A 23,926-nucleotide genomic window follows, 5' to 3' on the forward strand; every position below is an offset into this window, starting at 1 on the left:
TAATTTATTTAAAAAAAATTATATCATAAAAAATATTTTAATATTTAACATGATGATGAAATCCAAGAAAAAATTTTTTTTTCAATCCCATCAGCATCTAACTCGTAACAATGTCTGATTTCTTGTTGAGTACCTTGAGAAATAAATGTATCTGGTAGTCCAATATTTAAAACTGGAAGAAAAAGTTTTTTTATCATAATAAATTCATTTACTGAACTTCCTGCACCTCCTGAAATAATTCCTTCTTCAATGGTTACTAAAAATTGATGTTTATAAGATAATTGAGTAATTATATTAGTATCTAATGGTTTTACAAATCGCATATCAACCAATGTTGCATTTAAATTGTTCGCTGCTGATAAAGCAGCTTCTAATAAAGCACCAAAATTTAAAATTGCTATTTTATGACCTACTCTTTTCAAAATAGATTGACCTAACGGTATTAAATTCATAGGTTTTAATGGTACACCTATGCCTTCACCTTTAGGATATCTTACTACCGTGGGACCTATTTTATACATATATCCAGTATATAACATTTGTCTACATTCATTTTCATTACTTGGTGTCATAATAATTATACCAGGAATACATCTTAAATAAGCCAAATCAAAAAGACCTTGATGTGTTGGTCCATCATTTCCAACAATTCCTCCTCTATCAATAGCAAATAAAATAGACAGCTTTTGCAATGCGACATCGTGTATAATTTGATCATAAGCACGTTGTAAAAAAGTAGAATATATTGAAACTACAGGTTTATAACCAGCAACAGCTAAACCAGCTGCAAAAGTAATTGCATGCTGTTCAGCAATAGAAACATCAAAATATTGATTAGGAAATAAACGAGAAAAATTTAACATACCTGAACCTTCACACATAGCAGGTGTAATCGCTATCAATTTTTCATCAATACTTGCCATATCACAAAGCCAGGAACCAAATACTTCAGAATAAGTAAAAATTTTTTTATTAGAATATGAAAAATTATTTTTAGGAACAGTATGCCATTTAATTGGATCTAGTTCTGCTGGGGGATAACCTTTACCTTTTTTTGTAATCAAATGCAACAAACAACTCCCTTTTTTATTTTTTAAATTTTTTAAAACTTTAACTAAATTAAATATATCATGACCATCAAATGGTCCAAAATATTGAAAAGATAAATTTTCAAAAAATGAATTTTTTAATAGATGATTAAATTCAATATTTTTTAAATTTTTCAAGTGTTTATTTAAAGCACCTACATTTTTAGAAATAGACATTTCATTATCATTTAATATTACTAGTAAATCAGATTGTATTTCGCCAGCATGATTCATAGCTTCAAATGCCATACCAGATGTTATTGCTCCATCACCAATAACACAAACAGTTTTTCTATTTTTTCCTTCTTTTTGAGCTGCTATTGATAATCCTAAACCTGCACTAATTGATGTTGAAGAATGACCTGTACTAAAAACATCATATTTACTTTCTTCACGAAATGGAAATGGATGCAATCCATCTTTTTTTCTAATACTAACTATTTTTTTTGCTCTACCAGTTAATATTTTATGAGGATAAGATTGGTGTCCAACATCCCATAATAAATTATCAAATGGTGTATTATAAACATAATGTAAAGCCACTGTCATTTCAACGACACCTAAACCAGATGCACAATGTCCTTCAGTAATAAAAATTATGTCTAACAAATATTTTCTCAGTTCTATACATAATTGAGGTAATTTTTTAATTGGTAAACATCTCAAATTTTTAACTGAATGAACCCAAGACAAAATTGGATATTTTTTTACATCAAAATTCATTAGGAACTCATTATTAAATTTATTGTAAACGTTGTATTATAAAATCTGTTAATAATTCTAATTTATTAGTAATAAAAAAATTTTTTTTTAAAAAAGCCAAAATAGATAATGCTTCTTCATGTAAAATTTTTATTTTATTTTTAGATTGTTTAATTCCAATTAAATATGGATATGTTTTACATATATTATCACTTTTATAATTTTTTATTTTTTTAAAGTCATTTTCATAATCAAAAATATCATCTTGAATTTGAAAAGCTAAACCAATAGAAATAGAAAAACGATCTAATAATAATAATATTTTTTTAGAACAAAAATTTGCAGATAAATATGACAAACGAACAGAGGATCTAATTAAAAATGCAGTTTTATATAAATTAATTTTTTCTAATTCAGTGATATCAAGTTCTTTTGTATCTTTTTGCAAATCTAATGTTTGTCCAATACACATACCAGCGCATCCAATAGAATTGGATAATTCAGAAATAATTTTCAAACGACTTTTATGAGAAACCCCAGGCATAATATGTGTAGATAAAATATTAAATGCTAAACTTTGCAACGCATCTCCAGCGAGTAGAGCAAAATTTTCACCGTATTTTATGTGACAAGCAAGTTTTCCTCTTCTAAGAGAATCATCATCAATACATGGTAAATCATCATGAATTAAGGAATAAGCATGAATTAATTCAACTGCTATAGATATAGCATCTAATGTAATAATATTTACTTTAAACATTTCTCCAATGACATAAATTAAACATGGACGTAATCTTTTACCTCCCATCAAAGTTCCATATTTCATTGATTTAATAAGAATTGAATTTTGAAAAGGTAAATTGTTTAATATATTAAATAGTTTTTTATTTATACGATTTTGATAAAAATTAAAAAAATTCACATTTAAATACCTAAAAAATTAAAAAAATAATATAAATTTTTATTAATTATACCGATAAACATTATTTTTTACAAAAACAATTAAATACAAACCATATAAAAACTAAACATACTTCACAGAAGAAAATTTTTGAAACATTTAAACAACTATACAACCATCCATTTAAAATTCCCCCCAAACATATTCCTAAGTATTGACTAGTAGAATAAATACTCATAATACGACCTTTATAATTATTAATAGATATTTCCCTACTTAAATATGAAGGCAAAAATACTTCTAATATATTAAAAGCAATAAAAAATATTTGTAACGACAATATTAAATATATTAAATGATTATCAAAAAATAAAAAAATTAATGATGACAAAAAAATAAAAAAAATACATATCTCAATAATATTTTTAAAAAATAAATAAAACTTACTATAAAACATTATGAAATATAAAATAAAAAATGAAAATATTATTGTTATTAAATAAACAACCCAATGATAATTAAATTTTACTCCAGAAAGCTCTAATTGATTAGGTATAATTAAAAAATGCATTGTTAATAAAAAATGTAAGGAAAAAATACTAAAATAAAATCTACAAAATTTTTTATTAAAAAGATATTTAATATTTTTTTGATGAAAAATTTTTATGTCTTTTTCAAATTTTATATTTTTACTATTAGGCACAATAAATAAAATAATTAAAATACAAAGAATTGAAAATATAGCAGAAAACCAAAAAATAAAAGAAAAACTAAATTTTTCAATAATAAACGAACCAAAAACAATAGAAATCAAAAAAGAAACAGCAAAACTTGCACCTATAGCAGAAATAGATTTAATATGATTTTCCTTTCTAACTAAATCAGATAATAAAGCCATAGAAACACCAGAAATAGCCCCTGCACCTTGTATAGCTCTACCAATAATTAATCCCCAAATAGAATTTATATTTGCAGCTATAATACTACCAATTAAAAAAACAAAAAGACCAAATATAATTATTTTTTTTCGATTAAATCTATCAGATAAAATTCCAAAAGGAATTTGAAAAATCATTTGCGTAGTAGCATATACACTAACAGATAATCCAATTAAAAATTTATTTCCTCCAGCTAAATATAATCCATATTTACTTAATGCTGGAATAATAGAAAATACACCTAACATACGCAGTAAAAAAATAATACAAAAACTTAATGTTACTTGTAATTCAAAAAAATTCATTTTATAATTTTTCATATTTAACTCAATATTTTTTGTAAACTTTTTATATTATAAAAAATTATGTCAATAATAAAAAACTCTAAAAAACATTTAAATTACGAAAAAATAGAAAAAGATTTAGAAGGTTATTTAAAAAATAACAAAGATTGGAATACTTCCTTAGCGAAAGAAATTGCAAAAAAAGAAAATATTATACTTACATATGAACATTGGGAAATAATATATTTTATAAGAAATTTTTATTTCAAGTACAATATTACACCATCAATGCGTATGCTAATTAATAGCATGAATAAAATACTAAGTAAAAAAATTCATAGCGTTTATTTATTTCAATTGTTTCCTAAAGGTCCAGCAAAACAAGCCAGTAAAATAGCTGGAATACCGAAACCTTCACAATGTTTATAAAAAATATTAAAATCTAAAATCAATTGAAATTAATATATTAAAAAATAAAATAACTAAAATCGATAAATAAAATATTTGACTAGAGTATTTAAGAGATTTTTTCTCTTTAATATTCAAATATGATACATATAACCAATAAAAATTTAAAACAGAAGTAAAAAATAAAAAAATAGCACCCAAATATCCTAAGAATGTTAATACAAAACTAGATAATATAAAACATATTATATAATAAAAAATATGTTTCTTTGTTTTTGAAATACCTTTTATTATAGGAAAAACAGGTAAATTAGCATTTTTATAATCTTCTATATAAATTAGAGAAATAGCATAAAAATGAGACATTTGCCAAAATATAAAAACAATAAATAATATAACACAAACTATATTAATAGTATTATTAGCAGCAGTATAACCAATTAAAGACGGAATCGAACCTGAAAAACTTCCAATAAAAGTAGAATATATTGATGTTCTTTTTAAGAAAGTATACATAAAAACATAAATAATAAATCCAATTATTGATAAAGACATTGATAAAAAATTGACTAACAACCCTAATATAGATATACCTAACGTTCCTAAAACAATTCCAAAAATACAAGCTGATATAGGTTTGAGTCTTTTTTTGACTAACGCTCTATTTTTTGTTCTAATCATTTTTGAATCTATTTCTATATCAATTAAATTATTAAAAACACAACTAGAAGCAATAATTAAAGATGTTCCCAAAATAGTAAATACAAATAAAAAAAAATTAAAAGAAAAATGAGATGAAAATAAAAAACCACCAACTAATAAAATTATATTTCCTAAAATAATACGAGGTTTTGTTATTTCTAAATAATATTTTAACATATAAATATATTTTCAAATGATTTTACATCATAATATGATGATTTAAATTTAACATAATCCATATAGAACCAAAAATGACAATAAATATAATGATTATTATGAATAATAAAGACGTTAAATACCAATAATGCTTTTTAACACTATTTAAATGTAAAAAATATATAAAATGAATAATTATTTGAATACAAGAACAAAGAATAATAATTAACCGATTTAAAGTGTTAGAAAAATATTGATTTTTAATAATAAAAAATGGAATTATAGTTAATAGTATAGAAAATAAAAAAGTATATATATAAGATTGTATCTGTTTATTAAAACAAACATTGAGTTTAAAACATTTGCGCATTAAATCACTCCATTTAAATAAATAAAAGTAAAAATACAAATCCATATAATATCTAGAAAATGCCAAAATAAACTAAAACATAAGATGCGAACTTGAACATTATAAGTTAGTCCTAATTTAAAAATCTGATAAATAATTGATAATATAAAAACCAAACCAAAAATAATATGAATGCCATGTGTTCCAATAATTGTGAAAAAAATAGAGAAAAAAGCATGTTTATTAGGCATATAGTTTTCTATAAATAAATTATAAAATTCATTGATTTCCATCACAAGAAAAACCATACCTAAAAAAAAAGTAACTATAAAATAAAAGTAAATCATTTTTATATTTTTTTTATTTTGTTCTATAGTCAACATGGCACATGTTAATGAACTTAATAATAGAATAAATGTTTCAAATAAAACATAATATAAATTAAAAATTTTATGACTAATAAAATTTAAAGGTAAATTGTTAAAAATAATTGCATATACAGCGAATAAAACAGCGAACATAATGCAATCACTCATTAAATATATCCAAAATCCAAACAATTTATTACTTTTTATGTGTTCATCTTTTTTTTTTAAAAAAGGATATAATATTTGACTATTTATTTTTTTTGTCATTTTAAACCTACTTTTTAATTTTTAAAAACTTTTGTTTTTCTATTTTTTCAATTTCTTTTATAGAAACAATATAATCGTTATCTTCATTTACACTTTTTATAATTAAACTTATGACTATCAATAAAAAAGAAATTGAACATAACCAAAAAATATGCCAAACAGCAGAAAAACCAAATATTAAAGATAAAAAACCAATAAAAAACCCTGATTCTGTATTCTTTGGCATATGAATCGAGTGATAATTAATATTTTTTAGACATTTACTTTGTTTTTTTGTTTCCCAAAAATCATCTTTACTTTTAATATTAGGAATAATTGCAAAATTATAAAATGGAGCAGGAGAAGAAGTAGACCATTCTAAAGTTCTTCCGTCCCATGGGTCACCAGTAACATCTAAATTATCATTTCGATTTTTTATTGAAACCCAAAATTGAATTACTTGACATATAATACCTATACCAATAAAAATAGCACCTATAGCAGCAACACATAATAAAAAATGAAACTCTAAATCAATATTTTGACTTAAACGACGAGTCATACCCATAAAACCTAAAAAGTATAAAGGCATAAAAGCAGTAAAAAAACCTGTTATCCAAAACCAAAATGCACGTTTTCCCCAAGTTTCATTTAAAATGAAACCAAATAATTTTGGAAACCAATAATTAATTCCAGCAAAACAACCAAAAACAACACCACCAATGATAACATTATGAAAATGAGCAACTAAAAATACACTATTATGTAAAATAAAATCAACTGGAGGAACAGATAACAATACGCCAGTCATTCCACCAATAGAAAAAGTTAACAAAAAACCAATAGTCCATAACATTGATGAATGCATATGAACACGACCTTGATACATAGTAAATAACCAATTAAAAATTTTTACACCAGTAGGAATTGCTATAATCATCGTAGTAATTCCAAAAAAAGCATTAACATTTGCTCCTGCACCCATAGTAAAAAAATGATGTAACCAAACAATAAAAGATAAAATAGTAATAGCTAATGTCGCCCATACCAGAGAAACATACCCAAACAAACGCTTTTTTGAAAAAGTAGCGACTACTTCTGAAAAAATACCAAATACTGGAAGAACTAAAATATATACCTCAGGATGTCCCCAAATCCATATTAAATTAATATACATCATAGCGTTTCCACCAAGATCATTAGTAAAAAAATGAAAATTAAAATAACGATCTAGAGTTAATAAAAAAAGAGTAATAGTTAATACTGGAAAAGATATAACTATTAATACATTTGTACATAATGATGTCCATGTAAATACAGGCATTTTAAATAAACTCATTCCAGGAGCTCTCATTTTTAGAATAGTTACTAAAAAATTAATTCCTGTTAAAGTTGTTCCAACTCCAGAAATTTGAAGACTCCAAATCCAATAGTCTACTCCAACTCCAGGACTATATTTAATACCAGATAATGGTGGATAAGCTAACCAACCAGTTTGTGCAAATTCACCTACTCCTAAGGAAATAGTTAATAATATAGCACTGCTTACATTTAACCAAAAACTCAAGCTATTAAGAAAAGGAAAGGCTATATCACGGGCGCCAATTTGCAATGGAACGACTAAATTCATTAATCCGATAACAAGAGGCATTGCTACAAAAAAAATCATTATCACACCATGTGCGGTAAATATTTGATCATAATGATGTGAAGGTAAAAAACCATGATTTCCTGAAGATGAAATCACTTGTTGAGCACGCATTAATATTGCATCTACAAATCCTCTGAACAACATAATAAAAGATAATATCCCATACATGATAGCTATTTTTTTATGATCAACAGTAGTAAACCATTCTGACCATAAATATTTCCATTTTCCATAATAAGTAATACCTAAAGTTAAGCACAACCCAATCAAAATAATAAAGAAATACGTTATCATGATGATAGGTTCATTGTAAGGTATAGCATTTAATGTTAATTTTCCAAACATATTTTTCTAATCCTGTATTTATTCAAAAAATTATAGTAAATATTTATTTTAACAATATTAATGAATTATTTTACTCAATAATGTTTTATCAACATGCGAAAAATATTCTACATAATGATTTTCGTTAGGAGAAGATACTTTGTTAAACATTTTCATGGTATTTAACTTTTTTGGTGAATTTTTTACTTTGTTAATCCAATTTATAAATGTTTTTTTATCTGGTAATGAGATTACAGTAAATTTCATATTAGAAAACCCTTTACCACTATAATTAGAAGATATTCCTTTATATTTTCCTGAATCATTAGAAATTAAATTTAGTTTTGTTACCATTCCAGGCATAGCATATATTTGACTGCCAAGTGATGGAATAAAAAAAGAATTCATAACAGAGTTTGAAGTGATACGGAACATCACTGGTTTATTTGTAGGAAAAGCTATTTCATTTATACTTGCAATACCATATTCAGGATAAATAAATAACCATCTCCAATCTAATGCAATAACATCTATTTTGATAGGTTTATATTTCGAGGATATAGGTTTTTGAGGATCTAATATATGACAATAATTCCATGTTAAAAGTGCTAAAAAAGAAATTATCAAAATAGGAACAATCCAAACTATAATTTCTATTATTTTAGATTCAGACCAATTTGGTTTGTATATTTCATTTATATTAGATGCACGATATTTAACTGAAAAATATATTGTCATAAAAAACACAGGAATGATAACAAACATCATCATTACAAATGATATCAAAATTAATGAATATTCTTGTTTAGCAATTATGCCATGTTCAGTTGAAAACATATTATTACAACCATTTAATATAAAAATAATTGAAGTTAACAATAATATTTTAAAAAATTTGTTAAAATTTATATATATCATTTTTTAAAACCTCAAAATTTACTAATTTAAAATTTTTTATCATTATTTTTACTTAATTACAATTTTCAAATATCCAAAAGAGTAATAATTTTTGAAATAATTGAATTATTTTTCAAAAATTGATAAAATTTAAATAAAAAATATATTTATATTAAGTATTTTATTATAGTTAAAGAAACTTTTATTACTTGCAAAAATATATTTTATAAAAACTGAAAAAAAATTTTATAAGTATTTTTTCAATTAGGAAATCAAATTAATTCTATGTGTTTAGAAAAAATAAAAAAATATTTAACATCAAAAATTAATATCAAAAATATTAAAATTTATAATGATAGTAAATTTCACAGACATACTAAAAATACTCTCACACATTTAAAAATAATTATTATTAGCAATGATTTTATAAATAAAACAACAATTGATAGACATCGTTTAATTTTTGAAAAATTAAATGAAATATATAAAAAAAATATATATTCAATTACATTATATACTTATACTTTACAAGAGTGGAAATATAAAAAATATAAACAAATTAATTCAATAAATTGCTTTAAAAAAATACAATAAAAAATACCATACTCGTATTACAATAAATAACTTTAATATGTTTATTTCAAATAAAAATATTTTGTATAATAAAATTATAAAAAAATCACGTATAATTTTTTATACAATACTCCAAAAATATCAAAAATTTTGTCGTTATAAAAAATAAAAAATATAAAATATTTAAAACTCACTGATAAATGTAATTTTTAAGGTAATAAGATGAAATTTCTTATGGAAAAAAATAAAGATGCAGGTCATCGTGTTACAATCAATATTCCGAAAATAACAATCGATAATACTCTTCTAAAAGAATTTACTAAAATTAATAAAAAAACAAGTATTAATGGTTTTAGAAAAGGGAAAGTACCTATTAAAATAATACAGCAAAAATATGGAAATAGTGTTTATTATGATGTATTTAATAAACTAATGCAAAAATTTTTTTTTGAATTTTTAAATACACAAAAAATTAACATTATTGGTCAACCTAAATATTATATAAATGAAAAAGAAGAACAAAATGAACATTTTAAATATTCTGTTGATTATGAATTATACCCTGAAATTAAAATAAAAGAGCTTAGTTTAATTCAAGTAGAAAAAATTGTTGTTAATATCAATGATGAAGATATAAAAAAAAACATATTAAATAATCAAAAAAAACTAAATATATGGAATCCAGTTAATAGAGCTATTAAAATTAATGATCGAGTAACAATTAGTTATTCATTATTTGAAAATGATACTAAAATAAAAGAATTTGATACAAAAAATATTCAATTTATTGTTTTTAAAAATTATTTAATAAATGAATTAAATAATAAAATAATTAACCATTACGTTAATGATATTATTTTTATAAAAGTATTTTTTTCTTCATTCCATCCAGAAAAAAAACTTAACAATAAAAATATTATATTAAAAATTAAAATAATAAATATTGAAGAGGAAAAAAGTGAAGAATTAAATAAAGCTGTTAAAAATTTTAATTTTAATAAATTCAACTTAGAATCTATAAAAGATAGAACAATTAAAGATATAAACAAATTAACTCAAAATTATTTAAAAAATCAAATTATACAAAAATTAATAAAAGAAAATCCAATTAAAATACCCCCTGTTTTACTAAAAGAAGAAACTAAAATATTACATAAAAAATTAATAAAAGAATATAAATCAGAAGTTAAAAATATTTTATATAAAAAATATCATACTAATCTTTTAGTAGAAGCTAAAAAAAGATTATGCGCTAAATTAATTTTAGAAAAAATTATTAACGATAATAAAATTTTAGTAGATACAAAAAAAATAGAATCAACAATCAAAAAAATATCTTTAAAATATAATAAACCATTAGAAATTATTAAAATATATAATAGAAATGAAACATTAAGAAAAACAATACAAAATTTGGAATTAGAAAAAGAAGTTATAAGATTTTTAAAAAGAGAAATTAAAATTATAGAAAAAAAATATACTTTTAATGAATTTGTAAATTATAACTTAAGTTGTACAGAAACATTATTTTTTTGAAAAACAATAATTATTAATAATTGTATATTATATAATTTTTTAAAAATATTTAAATAAAAAAAATTTTAATATCTTGATTTATAAATTTATCTTTTCTTATTGAGAGAATACTAAACAATGTCTAATTCGATATTAATTCCAATGGTTGTTGAACAACATTCAAGAGGAGAACGTTCATATGATATATATTCAAGATTATTAAAAGAACGTATAATATTTATGAATGGTACTATAGAAGATAATATGGCTAATAGCATTATAGCTCAAATGCTTTTTCTAGAAGCTGAAAACCCAGAAAAAGATATATTTTTATATATTAATTCACCCGGCGGTGTGATCACTTCAGGCATGTCTATTTATGATACTATGCAATTTATTAATCCAGATATAAGAACTATTTGTATAGGACAAGCATGTTCAATGGCAGCATTTTTATTAGCATCTGGTGCTAAAGGGAAAAGATCTTCTTTGCTCAACTCTAGAATTATGATTCATCAACCATTAGGTGGATTTCAAGGTCAAGCATCAGATATTGCTATTCATGCAAAAGAAATTATAAAAATGAAAAAAAAACTAAACCAATTGTTTTCTTTACATACTGGTCAGTCTATTAAACAAATAAATAAAGATACAGAAAGAGATTGCTTTTTTTCAGCGCATGAATCTATTCAATATGGACTGATTGATTTAATCCTAACTGATCGAAAATAAAAAATTTTTATAAAATATTTTTTTATACTAAAAAATCAAATAGAATCAATTTACTCAAAAAATCAATAAATAGTAAATAAGAGGTTAAAAATATGACAGATAAGAGTAAAGATGATTCTAAAAAATTACTTCATTGTTCTTTTTGTGGAAAAAACCAAAAAGAAGTAGAAAAATTAATAGCTGGCCCATCGGTATGTATATGTAATGAATGTATTAAATTATGCAATAATATTATTGAAGAGACAAAACTATCAAAAGATATTCCAAATGATGATTTAAAAAATTTACCTACGCCATGTGAAATAAAAAAATATCTTGATAGTTATGTAATAGGACAAGATCACACAAAAAAAGTTTTATCAGTAGCTGTTTATAATCACTATCAACGTATTCGAAATATTCATAAAGATTCTGAAAAAACTGAACTTGGTAAAAGTAATATTTTATTAATTGGACCTACTGGAAGCGGAAAAACTTTATTAGCGAAAACATTAGCAAAACTATTAAATGTACCATTTAGTATTGCAGATGCTACTACTTTAACTGAAGCAGGATATGTAGGAGAAGATGTTGAAAATATTATACAAAAATTATTACAAAAATGTAAATATAATATAAAAAAAGCCGAATTAGGAATTATATACATAGATGAAATTGATAAAATTTCAAAAAAGTCCGACAATCCTTCTATAACTAGAGATGTATCAGGCGAGGGAGTACAACAAGCTTTATTAAAGTTGATTGAAGGAACTTTAGCATCTGTACCTCCTCAAGGTGGTCGAAAACATCCACAACAAGAATTTTTACAAATTGACACTTCAAATATATTGTTTATATGTGCAGGAGCATTTTCAGGATTATCTAACATTATTTCAAAAAGAATTAATATAAATACTGAAATTGGATTTAATGCAGCAATTGATAATAAAAATCAAAAACAATCAGAAAAACAATTATTAAAACAAGTTGAACCAAAGGATTTAATAAAATTTGGATTAATTCCAGAATTTATTGGTCGTTTGCCTATTATTACAATAGTTAATGAATTAACAGAAAATGCACTTGTTGAAATATTATGTAAACCTAAAAATGCTTTAATTAAACAATATCAAACATTATTTAATTTAGAAAAAGTAAAATTAGAATTTGATAAAAAATCAATTAAAGCAATTGCAAAACAAGCAATGTTTAAAAAAACGGGCGCAAGAGGATTAAGATCTATTATTGAAAAAGTTTTATTAGATATTATGTATGAATTACCATCAATGCAACATGTAAACAAAGTATTAATTAATGAATCAGTAATACATTCAAAATCATCACCTAAAATAATATATGAAAAAAATAAATCAAAAAAAGCATCTGGTGAATAAAGAAATCTGGATAATGTTTTATTTTAAATTAATTTTTTAAAGTAAAATAAATATTACATATAAAATGATTATTCATATAAATTAAATCAATTATAAATATAACTGTATATTTTTTATATATCTTGCAGTTTTCAAATTTACACACAGTATCGGAAATTCAACTAAAGAGAGAGCTCTATGAATTCTGAGCGTTCTGAACGCATTCAAATTCCTGTTTTACCATTGAGAGATGTAGTTGTGTATCCTCATATGGTTATTCCATTGTTTGTAGGTCGTAAAAAATCAATTAAATGTATTGAAACATCTATGAATAATGATAAAAAAATTATGCTAATTGCACAAAAAGAAGCATCAAAAGATGAACCAAATACAAATGATTTATTTAATATAGGTACTATTAGTTCTATTTTACAAATGTTAAAACTTCCAGATGGTACAGTAAAAGTATTAGTTGAAGGTTTACAACGTGCATCTATTATAAATTTAATTAATACTGGAGAACATTATATAGCTGAAGCAAAATTAATTAAGATATCTAATATCTTAAATAAAGAAAACAAAGTATTAATTAGAACAACAATTAATCAATTTGAATCTTATATTCAACTTAATAAAAAAATTCCATCAGAAATACTAAATACTCTTAATAATATAACAAATTCAGAAAAACTAGCAGATACTATTGCAGCTCATATGCCATTAAAATTAATTGATAAACAATCAGTCCTTGAAATAAACAATGTAAGCAAAAGACTAGAGTTTTTAATGGCTATTATGGAATCAGAAATAGATTTATTACAAGTAGAAAAAAGAATTAGAAACCGTGTTAAAAAACAAATGGAAAAAAGTCAAAGAGAATATTATTTAAACGAACAAATTAAAGCTATACAAAAAGAACTTGGTGATATGGATGAAATTCCTGATGAAAATAAAATTTTAAAACGGAAAATTAAATCTTTAAAAATGCCCAAGGAAGCCAAAGAAAAAACAGAATCAGAATTGCAAAAACTAAAAATGATGTCGCCGATGTCTGCAGAAGCTACTGTAGTAAGAAGTTATATTGATTGGATGTTACAAGTACCATGGAATACAAAAACAAAAATTAAAAAAGATATTCAAGAAGCTAAAGAAATTCTTGATATTGATCATTTTGGACTTGAAAAAGTTAAAGAAAGAATACTAGAGTACCTAGCTGTACAAAGTAGAACAAATAAAGTAAAAGGCCCTATTCTATGTTTAATTGGTCCACCGGGTGTAGGTAAAACATCATTAGGAAAATCTATTGCAAGATCTACAGGTAGAAAATATGTACGTATGGCATTAGGTGGAATCAGAGATGAAGCAGAAATTAGAGGACATCGTAGAACATATATAGGATCGATGCCAGGAAAAATCATTCAAAAAATGATTAAGGCAAAAGTAAAAAATCCATTATTTTTACTTGATGAAATCGATAAAATGTCTTGTGATGTTAGAGTAGATCCAGCTTCTGCATTATTAGAAGTTCTTGATCCAGAGCAAAATATTAATTTCAACGATCATTACTTAGAAGTAGATTATGATCTTTCTGACATAATGTTTGTAGCAACATCAAATTCCATGAATATACCTGCTCCATTACTTGACAGAATGGAAATTATTAGATTATCTGGATATACAGAAAATGAAAAACTAAATATAGCAAAAAACTATTTATATCCAAAACAACTTGAAAGAAATGCTTTAAAAAGAAAAGAACTAACAATTACCGATTGCGCTATCATGCATATTATTCATTATTACACACGAGAAGCCGGCGTACGTGGTTTAGAACGTGAAATATCTAAAATATGTAGAAAAGTAGTAAAAAAATTAATCTTAAATAAATCTTTAAAACATATTGAAATAAACAAAAAAAATATAAATAATTTTTTAGGAATTAAACGATTTGATTATGGAAAAACAAATCATTTAAATCAAATCGGACAAGTAGTTGGATTAGCATGGACTGAAGTAGGTGGAGAACTTCTAACAATTGAAACAGCATGTGTTTCAGGAAAAGGAAAACTTACTTATACAGGTTCTCTAGGTGAAGTAATGCAAGAATCAATTCAAGCTGCACTAACAGTAGTTCGATCACAAGCTAAAAAACTAGGAATAAAAAAAGATTTTTATGAAAAATGTGATATTCATGTTCATGTTCCCGAAGGTGCCACTCCAAAAGATGGTCCTAGCGCAGGTATTGCAATGTGTACTGCAATAGTATCTTCTTTAACGAAAAATCCTGTAAGATCTAATATTGCTATGACAGGAGAAATTACTTTACAAGGAAAAGTACTTACTATAGGAGGACTAAAGGAAAAATTACTAGCAGCGCACCGAGGTGGTGTTAAAACAGTTTTAATACCATATGAAAATCAACGACATTTAGAAGAAATACCAAAAAATATTATTGATGGATTAACAATACATCCAGTTAAACATATTGAAGAAGTTTTAAAATTATCGTTAGAAAATATTCCTTATATATAAAACGTATTTATATAAAATAAATTTGGCTGGCAAAAAGTTGTCAGCCTTTATAATATGGATAAAAAAATTATAAAATTATAATGTAAAATTTAAAATATTTAGGATCATTGTATTATGATAATATTCTCAAAATTACAATCAAAAAAAATTGTAATTAAATGTATTTTAGGAATAATTATTTTATCAATAATATTTGGCACTTTAAATAATTATATTCATAAAGAAAAAATAAAATATGTAGTAAAAGTTAATGAAGAAAAAATTAGTTTTGACACATTAAAAAACATGTTTAATATTGAATTAAATAAACAGAGAAAAATATTAGGAAAAAATTTCAATATAGTTAGTCACTACAAAACACTTAAAGAAAAAATATATAATTACGTATTATCTCAACTAATAAATAATATTTTATTAGAACAATATACAAAAAAAATTCAATTTAATCTCAATGATAATGAAATTAAAAAAATAATATTAAATTCTAATATGTTTCAAGAAAACAATACATTCAGTAATAAAAAATACTTAAAATATTTAGAATCAGTTAACTTAACAAATTATGAATATATAGAATTAATTAAAAAAAAATTAAATACAATAAATTTAATTAACACTATTGCAGAAACAAATTTTATATTAGATGGGGAAAAAAATCATATAATTAATTTATTATCTCAGAAACGAACAATAAAAAAAGTCATCTTTAAAGTTAACTCTATAAAAAATCAAAGTGTAAATAATTTAGAAATATTAAATTATTTTAATAAAAATAAAAATAAATTTTATAATCTCGAAAAATTCAAAATTAGTTATATTCATATACAACCAAATAAACTAAATGTGAAATGTAACGATAAAGAAATTAAAAATTGGTATAAAAAAAATATTGATAAATATTCCACAGAAGAAAAAAGAAATTATAGTATTATTCAAATAAAAACTAAAAAAGAAGCAAATTTAATATTATTAAAATTAAAAAACGGAGAAAAATTTTCAAAATTAGCAAGAGAAAAATCAATTGAACCCATGTCTTCTAAAAAAGGAGGAAATATCGGATGGATACCAATTAATTTGATACCTGAAGAAATTAAAAAATCTAATTTAAATCAAGCTAATCAAATTTCTGATATTATTGAATTTAATAATGAATTTCTAATTGTAAAACTAAATAAAATATTATTTAAGAAAATAAAAAAAATAAATGAAGTATATCATATAATTCAATCTGAAATAAAACATAAAAAAGCTTTAGATGAATATTATAATACTAAAAAAAATATTTTAATTTTATCTAAAAAACATAAAGATCGATTTGATTTAATTGAAAAAGAATCTAATATTAAATCTATAGAAAGCAAGTGGTTTGATAAAAATTCTGTTCCAAAAATATTTGAAAATCCTATTTTAAAAAAAATAATTTTTAAATCAGGATTATTAAATAGAGAAAACAAAATGAAATCACATTCAGGACTAATTGAACTAAAAAATAATCAACTATTTTTATTAACTATAAAAGATTTTAAAACAAAAAAATTTAAAAAATTAGAAGAAGTTAAAAATAATATTATAAATATTTTAAAATATAAAAAAGCATTTATAAAAACTAAAGAAAAAGTTAAAAAAATTTTATTTGAGTTAAATAATGGAAATAAAGAAATATTTAAAAAAGAAAATTTAATATTTAATCATTCAGAAACATTGTCTAGATATGATCATAATCCAATAATATCTAAAATTTTCTCTATGTCATGTAAAAATAACAGTAAAAAAATTTATACTATGTACCAAGACAAAAATAAAAATTTTATAATTGCATATATATCAAAAGTGTATAATGCAGCATTCTCAAAAAATGAAGAAGAAATGATTAGTAAATATTTAGAAAAAAATAATATAGAAAAAATATTTAATTGTATACTTGAAAATCTTCATAAAAAATCAAAAATTGTATATAGCAAAATGAAAAAAATATAAATATCTTTCGATGCTTATTTAAATAAAATATGTTTTAAATATATGAATAAGATATAATTAATTATAAAAATCAAATTTATCTTTTAATTTTTTCATATAATATGAAGGATTAGATTTCCATTTGTTAAATCCTTCATATCGAATAATACATGCTCGACATTGACCACATCCATTTCCTATTATACCTTTATAACAAGTAACTGTATGATTAAGAATAAATTTACTTAAATTCCAATAATCTGATAACGACCATATCTCCGCTTTACTTAAATTCATTAAAGGAACTTTAAAGCTAATTTGACAATCCATTCCAATTTGAACAACATGATTCATTGTTTTAATGAATTCATTTCTACAATCAGGATAACCAGAAAAATCAATTGTATTTACACCTAAAACAACAAAATCAATTTTATGATTGAAAGCATACATAGAAGATAAAGTTAAAAATAAAATATTTCGACCTGGAACGAAAGTACTAGGCAAAGATAGATTTAATGGATGGTTATTATAAATTGAAATATTTTTATTTGTTAAACTACTTTTAGAAAGATTCTTTAAAAATCTAACATCTATAAATATATGTTTTTTTACTTTAAAATATTTAGATATAAAACGAGAAGCATTAATTTCAGATTTATGCATTTGATCATAATCAAAAGTAATACAATAAACTTCTTTATATAAATTAGCATAATGTATTAGACAAGTTGTTGAATCTTGTCCACCGCTAAAAACTATTAGTATTTTTTTGATTTTTTTATTCATATTTTTATATTTAACTTCTGAAAAAAATTTTTAATTAATATTATATATTATTATATAAAAAAATGTTTTTAATTTATTAATTTTAAAAATAAAATTTAATCAAAAAGATATAATATAAAAATACACATTTTCAATATTTACATTTTAGGATTATTTTGTGAGATTGTTTAACCAATTAAAATGGTACTTTGTACAAGAATGGAAACGTTATTTAGGATCTATTATTTTATTAGTAACAATAGCATTTTTACAATTAATACCACCTAAAATAATCGGAATTTTAATTGACTTGATTATTAAAAAAAAAATGAGTGGAATAAAAATATTACCATGGATTTCAATTATTTTTTTAATTGCAATTACTGTATATATATTAAGATATTTATGGAGAATTCTGTTATTTGGAGCGTCTTATAACCTTGCAACGGAATTACGAGTCAAATTTTATTCGCATCTTAGCAATCAAAGTCAAATATTTTTTTTAAAAAATCGAACTGGAGATTTAATTGCTAGAGCAACGAATGATGTTGATCGTGTTGTATTTGCAGCAGGAGAAGGCGTTTTAACACTTATAGATTCATCTATTATGGGTTTATCTGTATTAATAGTAATGATTACTCAAATTAGTTCTTTATTAACAATAATTTCTCTTATACCAATGCCAATTATGGCTATTTTAATCAAAAAATACGGAAGAGAATTACATGATAGATTTAGAAATGCACAAAATTCATTTTCTTTATTAAATAATCAAACACAAGAAATATTAACTAGTATTCGTATGATTCGATCATTTGGATTAGAAAAATATCAATTAAAAAAATTTAATAATATTGTTAATGAAGCTGGTAAAAAAAATATGCAAGTAGCAGAAATAGATGCACGTTTTGATCCTGTAATTTACTTGTCAGTAGCTTTTTCTAATTTATTAGCTATAACTATAGGTGGATATTTGGTATGGAATCAAAAAATCACAATAGGACAGCTAACAAGTTTTATTATGTATTTAGGTTTAATGATTTGGCCAATGTTAGCACTAGCATGGATGTTTAATATAGTAGAAAGAGGAAGTGCTGCATGGGAAAGAATTTATTCAATTATTAATAAAAAACTATATATTGAAGATGGCAACAAAACAACATCTAATATTGCAAAAATTATACATGTTGATATTAATACTTTTTTCTATCCAAAACGAAATACACCGTCTTTAAAAAAAATCAATTTTACTCTTTTACCAGGTAAAACTTTAGGTATTTGTGGACCTACTGGTTCTGGAAAAAGTACTTTGCTAAAGCTTATTCAAAGACAATTTAAAATTACTAAAGGAGAAATAACTTACAATTCAATTTCATTATTGCAATTAAAGATTGATTATTGGAGAAGTAAAGTTTCTGTTGTCAATCAAACTGCATTTTTATTTTCAGATAATATATATAATAATATTGCTTTAGGAAGACCTAGTGCATCTAAAAATGAAATTGAAGAAGCAGCACGATTAGCAGATATACATAAAGATATCATACGATTCCCTCGGGGATATCAAACACAAGTTGGTGAAAGAGGTGTAATGTTATCAGGTGGTCAAAAACAAAGAATTTCTATAGCTAGAGCACTATTGTTAAATTCAGAAATATTAATTTTAGATGATGCGTTATCTGCAGTAGATGGAAGTACTGAAAATAATATTTTGAATAACTTATACCAATGGAAAAAAAAAGGACACTCTCTAATAATTGTAGCACATCGTTTATCTGGATTAATAAATGCAGATGAAATTATTGTAATTGAAAAAGGTATAATTATTCAAAAGGGTAATCATAAAACATTAATAAAAGAAAAAAATTGGTATCAATCTATGTATTATTACCAACAATCAGAAAAAAATGAGGATTATTAGAATAGATGAGAAATTTATAATATGAATCGTTTAATAGAATTTTGGCCAATTTTAAAGCGCTTAATAAAATATGCAATACCTTACAAAAAAAAAATTATTTTATCATTTTTTTTACTTATAAGTGGTGCAACTGCTGAGGTTTTAGGACCTATATTAATTAGTTATTTTATTAACAATATTTTATCTCAACATAAATTTTATCTTCAAGTAATACTGATAATTGTAATTACATTTATTATATTACAGATATTATCTGTTTTTTTTAATTATTTTCAAAGTATTTATTTTAATAAAATATCTGTAGGAATAATTAATAAATTACGTCATGATGTTATGAATTCAGCAATAAAACAACCGATTTATCAATTTGATTCGCAACCGATTGGTCAAATTATTTCTAAAGTAACAAATGATACTGAAGCAATTAAAGAGTTATATGATACTGTTGCTCCTACTTTATTTCGAAGTGTAACATTAATTGTTATTATATTATGTGCAATGTTCACTCTTGAATGGCATATGGCAATAATTGCAATGTTTATTATTCCATTAGTAATAATTATTATGTCGATTTATCAATATTATAGTACTCCATTACTTAGAAAAGTTAGATACTATTTAGCAAATATAAATAACAAATTTAATGAAACAATTAATGGTATGAACGTTATACAACAATTTAGGCAGCAAAATAGATTTAAAAAAAGCATTCAAAATAGTAGTCAATTACATTATTTAGCACGAATGAAAATATTAAAATTAGATGGATTTTTATTACGTCCATTATTAAGTTTAATATCAGCTTTAGTTTTATGTAGTTTTATTTTATCATTTAGTTGTTTAAAACATGAAGTATTTGAAGTAGGTATATTATATGCTTTTATTACATATCTTGGACGTCTTAATGAACCTTTAATTTCAATTACTATTCAACAATCCATACTACAACAAGCAATCGTGGCTGGAGAAAGGATATTTTCTCTTATCGATTCACAAAAACAAGCATATGGAAAACATAAAAAAAGGTTAAAAACTGGAAAAATAAATATAAAAAACCTAAGCTTTAGTTATTTAGAACCTCAAAAAAATATACTTGATAATATTAATATAGATATTCCATCTAAAAGTTTCGTTGCATTTGTAGGTCACACGGGTAGTGGAAAAAGTACTTTAGCTAATTTATTAATGGGATACTATCCAATTAAAAATGGAGAGATATATCTTGATAATAAACCCATTAAATCTATAAGTCATTGTATCTTAAGAGAAAGTATATTAATGGTACAACAAGATCCAATAATTCTCGCAGATACTTTTCTTTCTAATATTGCATTAGGAAAAGAAATATCAGAAGATAAGATATGGGAAACATTAAAAATAGTTAATCTTGATTCACTGGTAAAATCTATGCCACGAGGTTTATATTCAATTTTAGGAGAGGAAGGGAACACTTTATCAGTTGGACAAAAACAACTACTTTCTATTGCTAGAATACTCGTAAAAAATCCCAAAATACTTATATTAGATGAAGCAACTGCTAATATTGATTCTGGAACTGAACAACTAATTCAAAAAACTTTAACTTTAATTAGAAAAAATACCACATTAATTATTATAGCACATAGACTTTCTACAATAATTGATGCAGATGTGATTGTAGTTCTAGATAAAGGGAAGATTGTAGAATGCGGAAATCATAAAACATTACTACAAAAAAATGGTTATTATTCAAAAATGTATAATTTTCAATTATTTAAACATTAAATTTAAAAGATTCTGTTAGTTTTAACAAAACACCTGTATTAATTGATATAGCTGCTTCTTTCCAGACCTGACTCATTTTTCAATTTAACAGTGTTCAGGACTAACAGAATCTTTTTTATTATATTTTAATATAAGAAAATTGCATTTCATATTCTATACACTAAATGTATAATTTACAACTAATATTTTAAAAAATTTTTTAATATTTAAATAAAATTAACATTATAATAACATTATAAAAAATATGAATTATCAAATATTAGCAAGAAGATATCGTCCTCAATATTTTAAAGAAATTATTGGTCAAAAACACATTATAACTTCTATATGTAATGCAATTTCTATGGGAAGAATTCATCATGCATGGTTATTATCTGGAAGTAGAGGAACAGGTAAAACTACTCTTGGTCGGTTATTAGCTAAAAGCTTAAGTTGTCAAAAAAATATTACTTTACTACCTTGTAGAAAATGTATTACTTGTAAAGAAATAGAAAAAGGATCTTGTCTTGATTTTATTGAAATAGATGCTGCTTCAAAAACAAAAATAGAAGACATGAGAGAAATTTTAGATAACATTTATTATGCTCCAATTAAAAGTAGATTTAAAATATACTTAATTGATGAAGTTCACATGCTTTCTAGACACAGCTTTAATGCACTTTTAAAAACACTGGAAGAACCACCTTCCCATATTAAATTTATTTTAGCAACAACAGATATAGAAAAAATACCTAAAACTATTATATCTCGTTGTTTATATTTTAAACTAAATATATTATCTGAAGAAAATATTTTTAATTATTTAAAATTTGTTTTAAATAATGAAAATATTAATTTTGACGAAAATGCTTTAAAAAAAATATCTACATATGCTAAAGGTAGCATGAGAGATGCATTAAATTTAGCAGAACATGCTATAAGTTTTAGTAAAAATAAAATTAATTTAAAAAATGTAAATGAAATGCTTGGGATACCAAGCGATAAAAATATATATTTATTAACTAAATTTTTATTAGAAAAAGATATTAAACAAATAATGTTTTTATTAAAAAAAATGAATAAAATAAATATAGAATGGGAAAATATTTTAATAGAAATGTTACGTATTTTACATCATATTGCTATGATCAAAACATACCCATTAGAATGGAGTGAAAATATCTATAAAAATTACCAATATGATATACAAAAAATAGCAGATCAAAAAAATATAAAAGATATTCAAATATGTTATAAAATTTTACTAGCTGGAAGAAAAGAACTAATTTTTACACCTAATCATAAAATTGGTGTAGAAATGATTTTACTTCTAGCAATTACGGAAATAAATAAAGAAGAATTATAAAAAATAAGTAATAAATTTAATTCTTATCAAAATATTTTTAAAATTTTAAAAAGTGAGAAAACTATGTTTAGTAAAGGCGGATTAGGAAATTTAATGAAACAAGCTCAACAAATGCAAGAAAAAATGACACAAATACAAGAAGAAATCGCAAAAATGGAAGTGACGGGAGAAGCTGGTGCTGGATTAGTTAAAGTAACTATTAATGGAGCTCACAATTGTAGACGTGTAGAAATAGATCACAGCTTGTTGAAAGGTGAGGATAAAGATATGCTAGAAGATTTAGCAACTGCTGCATTTAATGATGCAACCAGAAGAATATCTGAAGTTCAAAAGAAAAAAATGTCTGCCATATCTTCAGGTATTCCAATTCCTACAGGATTCAACATTCCAACATAAAATATAAAATTTTTATTTTTTAAACCAAATATTTAAAAGATATTTTAATTTATTACAG

20 protein-coding genes and 1 other RNA gene are annotated in these 23,926 nt (G+C 23.1%); 11 read left to right on the top strand and 10 right to left on the bottom strand.

Annotated elements, in window-relative coordinates; translation table 11 throughout:
• Nucleotides 1–44 precede the first annotated feature (44 nt).
• The 3 genes from dxs to D9V64_RS02370 all read right to left on the bottom strand — a co-directional run bounded on the left by dxs (nt 45) and on the right by D9V64_RS02370 (nt 3,949).
• Nucleotides 45–1,811 carry a 1-deoxy-D-xylulose-5-phosphate synthase gene (dxs, locus tag D9V64_RS02360; RefSeq protein WP_158366922.1) on the bottom strand — a complete coding sequence of 589 codons (1,767 nt, stop codon included), beginning with the start codon at nt 1,809–1,811 and terminating at the stop codon, nt 45–47.
• A gap of 19 nt (nt 1,812–1,830) precedes the next feature.
• On the bottom strand, nt 1,831–2,712 hold the full coding sequence (locus D9V64_RS02365) for a polyprenyl synthetase family protein (RefSeq protein WP_158366924.1): 882 nt from the start codon (nt 2,710–2,712) through the stop codon (nt 1,831–1,833).
• 61 nt (nt 2,713–2,773) lie between these two features.
• The gene (locus tag D9V64_RS02370; protein ID WP_261979778.1) at nt 2,774–3,949 is read right to left on the bottom strand and encodes an MFS transporter; all 1,176 of its coding nucleotides are present in this window, start codon (nt 3,947–3,949) and stop codon (nt 2,774–2,776) included.
• A 51-nt stretch (nt 3,950–4,000) separates the two neighbouring features.
• Between D9V64_RS02370 and D9V64_RS02375 the strand changes: the two genes are divergently transcribed.
• Entirely contained in the window at nt 4,001–4,342 is a 342-nt protein-coding gene (locus D9V64_RS02375; protein WP_410051771.1) for a TusE/DsrC/DsvC family sulfur relay protein, read from the top strand.
• 6 nt (nt 4,343–4,348) lie between these two features.
• Here D9V64_RS02375 and cyoE read toward each other — a convergent pair whose 3' ends face one another.
• The 5 genes from cyoE to cyoA are packed head-to-tail and all read right to left on the bottom strand — an operon-like array spanning nt 4,349 to nt 9,035.
• The gene (gene cyoE / locus D9V64_RS02380) at nt 4,349–5,200 is read right to left on the bottom strand and encodes a heme o synthase (protein ID WP_158366928.1); all 852 of its coding nucleotides are present in this window, start codon (nt 5,198–5,200) and stop codon (nt 4,349–4,351) included.
• 22 nt (nt 5,201–5,222) lie between these two features.
• On the bottom strand, nt 5,223–5,594 hold the full coding sequence (cyoD, locus tag D9V64_RS02385) for a cytochrome o ubiquinol oxidase subunit IV (protein WP_315984431.1): 372 nt from the start codon (nt 5,592–5,594) through the stop codon (nt 5,223–5,225).
• Nucleotides 5,549–6,163 (bottom strand): cytochrome o ubiquinol oxidase subunit III, encoded by a 615-nt coding sequence (gene cyoC / locus D9V64_RS02390; protein WP_158366932.1) that lies wholly within the window; start codon nt 6,161–6,163, stop codon nt 5,549–5,551. The genes cyoD and cyoC overlap by 46 nt, the downstream gene beginning before the upstream one ends.
• 7 nt (nt 6,164–6,170) lie before the next feature.
• Nucleotides 6,171–8,138 carry a cytochrome o ubiquinol oxidase subunit I gene (gene cyoB / locus D9V64_RS02395; protein ID WP_158366934.1) on the bottom strand — a complete coding sequence of 656 codons (1,968 nt, stop codon included), beginning with the start codon at nt 8,136–8,138 and terminating at the stop codon, nt 6,171–6,173.
• Between the two features lie 57 nt (nt 8,139–8,195).
• A complete protein-coding gene (cyoA, locus tag D9V64_RS02400) occupies nt 8,196–9,035 on the bottom strand; it encodes a ubiquinol oxidase subunit II (RefSeq protein WP_158366936.1) in 840 nt (279 codons plus the stop codon).
• A gap of 264 nt (nt 9,036–9,299) precedes the next feature.
• Here cyoA and D9V64_RS02405 point away from each other — a divergent pair, with 264 nt between their 5' ends.
• The 6 genes from D9V64_RS02405 (at nt 9,300) to D9V64_RS02430 (ending at nt 17,695) form a co-directional block, all read left to right on the top strand.
• Nucleotides 9,300–9,608, top strand: coding sequence for a BolA family protein (locus D9V64_RS02405; RefSeq protein ID WP_158366938.1), 309 nt, complete (start codon nt 9,300–9,302; stop codon nt 9,606–9,608).
• A gap of 201 nt (nt 9,609–9,809) precedes the next feature.
• Nucleotides 9,810–11,123: a trigger factor gene (tig, locus tag D9V64_RS02410; protein ID WP_158366940.1), complete on the top strand. Its 1,314-nt coding sequence runs from the start codon at nt 9,810–9,812 to the stop codon at nt 11,121–11,123.
• Between the two features lie 117 nt (nt 11,124–11,240).
• Nucleotides 11,241–11,834 (top strand): ATP-dependent Clp endopeptidase proteolytic subunit ClpP, encoded by a 594-nt coding sequence (clpP, locus tag D9V64_RS02415; RefSeq protein ID WP_158366942.1) that lies wholly within the window; start codon nt 11,241–11,243, stop codon nt 11,832–11,834.
• Nucleotides 11,835–11,926: 92 nt separating this feature from the next.
• Nucleotides 11,927–13,207, top strand: a complete 1,281-nt coding sequence (clpX, locus tag D9V64_RS02420; RefSeq protein ID WP_158366944.1) for an ATP-dependent Clp protease ATP-binding subunit ClpX — start codon at nt 11,927–11,929, stop codon at nt 13,205–13,207.
• Nucleotides 13,208–13,384: 177 nt separating this feature from the next.
• Nucleotides 13,385–15,718 (top strand): endopeptidase La, encoded by a 2,334-nt coding sequence (gene lon, locus D9V64_RS02425; protein ID WP_158366946.1) that lies wholly within the window; start codon nt 13,385–13,387, stop codon nt 15,716–15,718.
• Between the two features lie 114 nt (nt 15,719–15,832).
• Nucleotides 15,833–17,695, top strand: a complete 1,863-nt coding sequence (locus D9V64_RS02430) for a SurA N-terminal domain-containing protein (RefSeq protein ID WP_158366948.1) — start codon at nt 15,833–15,835, stop codon at nt 17,693–17,695.
• Between the two features lie 57 nt (nt 17,696–17,752).
• Here D9V64_RS02430 and queC read toward each other — a convergent pair whose 3' ends face one another.
• The gene (gene queC, locus D9V64_RS02435) at nt 17,753–18,463 is read right to left on the bottom strand and encodes a 7-cyano-7-deazaguanine synthase QueC (protein WP_187308563.1); all 711 of its coding nucleotides are present in this window, start codon (nt 18,461–18,463) and stop codon (nt 17,753–17,755) included.
• 157 nt (nt 18,464–18,620) lie between these two features.
• Here queC and D9V64_RS02440 point away from each other — a divergent pair, with 157 nt between their 5' ends.
• Nucleotides 18,621–20,363 (top strand): SmdA family multidrug ABC transporter permease/ATP-binding protein, encoded by a 1,743-nt coding sequence (locus D9V64_RS02440; RefSeq protein ID WP_158366951.1) that lies wholly within the window; start codon nt 18,621–18,623, stop codon nt 20,361–20,363.
• A 21-nt stretch (nt 20,364–20,384) separates the two neighbouring features.
• The gene (locus tag D9V64_RS02445) at nt 20,385–22,127 is read left to right on the top strand and encodes a SmdB family multidrug efflux ABC transporter permease/ATP-binding protein (protein WP_158366953.1); all 1,743 of its coding nucleotides are present in this window, start codon (nt 20,385–20,387) and stop codon (nt 22,125–22,127) included.
• Nucleotides 22,128–22,137: 10 nt separating this feature from the next.
• Here the strand turns inward: D9V64_RS02445 and ffs are convergent.
• Nucleotides 22,138–22,233, bottom strand: an RNA gene (ffs, locus tag D9V64_RS02450) — signal recognition particle sRNA small type.
• A 138-nt stretch (nt 22,234–22,371) separates the two neighbouring features.
• On the opposite strand from ffs, the gene dnaX reads away from it, so the two are divergent.
• Nucleotides 22,372–23,472 carry a DNA polymerase III subunit gamma/tau gene (gene dnaX / locus D9V64_RS02455; RefSeq protein ID WP_158366955.1) on the top strand — a complete coding sequence of 367 codons (1,101 nt, stop codon included), beginning with the start codon at nt 22,372–22,374 and terminating at the stop codon, nt 23,470–23,472.
• Between the two features lie 63 nt (nt 23,473–23,535).
• Nucleotides 23,536–23,868 (top strand): YbaB/EbfC family nucleoid-associated protein, encoded by a 333-nt coding sequence (locus D9V64_RS02460; RefSeq protein WP_158366957.1) that lies wholly within the window; start codon nt 23,536–23,538, stop codon nt 23,866–23,868.
• Nucleotides 23,869–23,926 lie beyond the last annotated feature (58 nt).

It is taken from the genome of Buchnera aphidicola (Aphis nerii) (assembly GCF_005083105.1).
Lineage (GTDB): Bacteria > Pseudomonadota > Gammaproteobacteria > Enterobacterales > Enterobacteriaceae > Buchnera > Buchnera aphidicola_AS.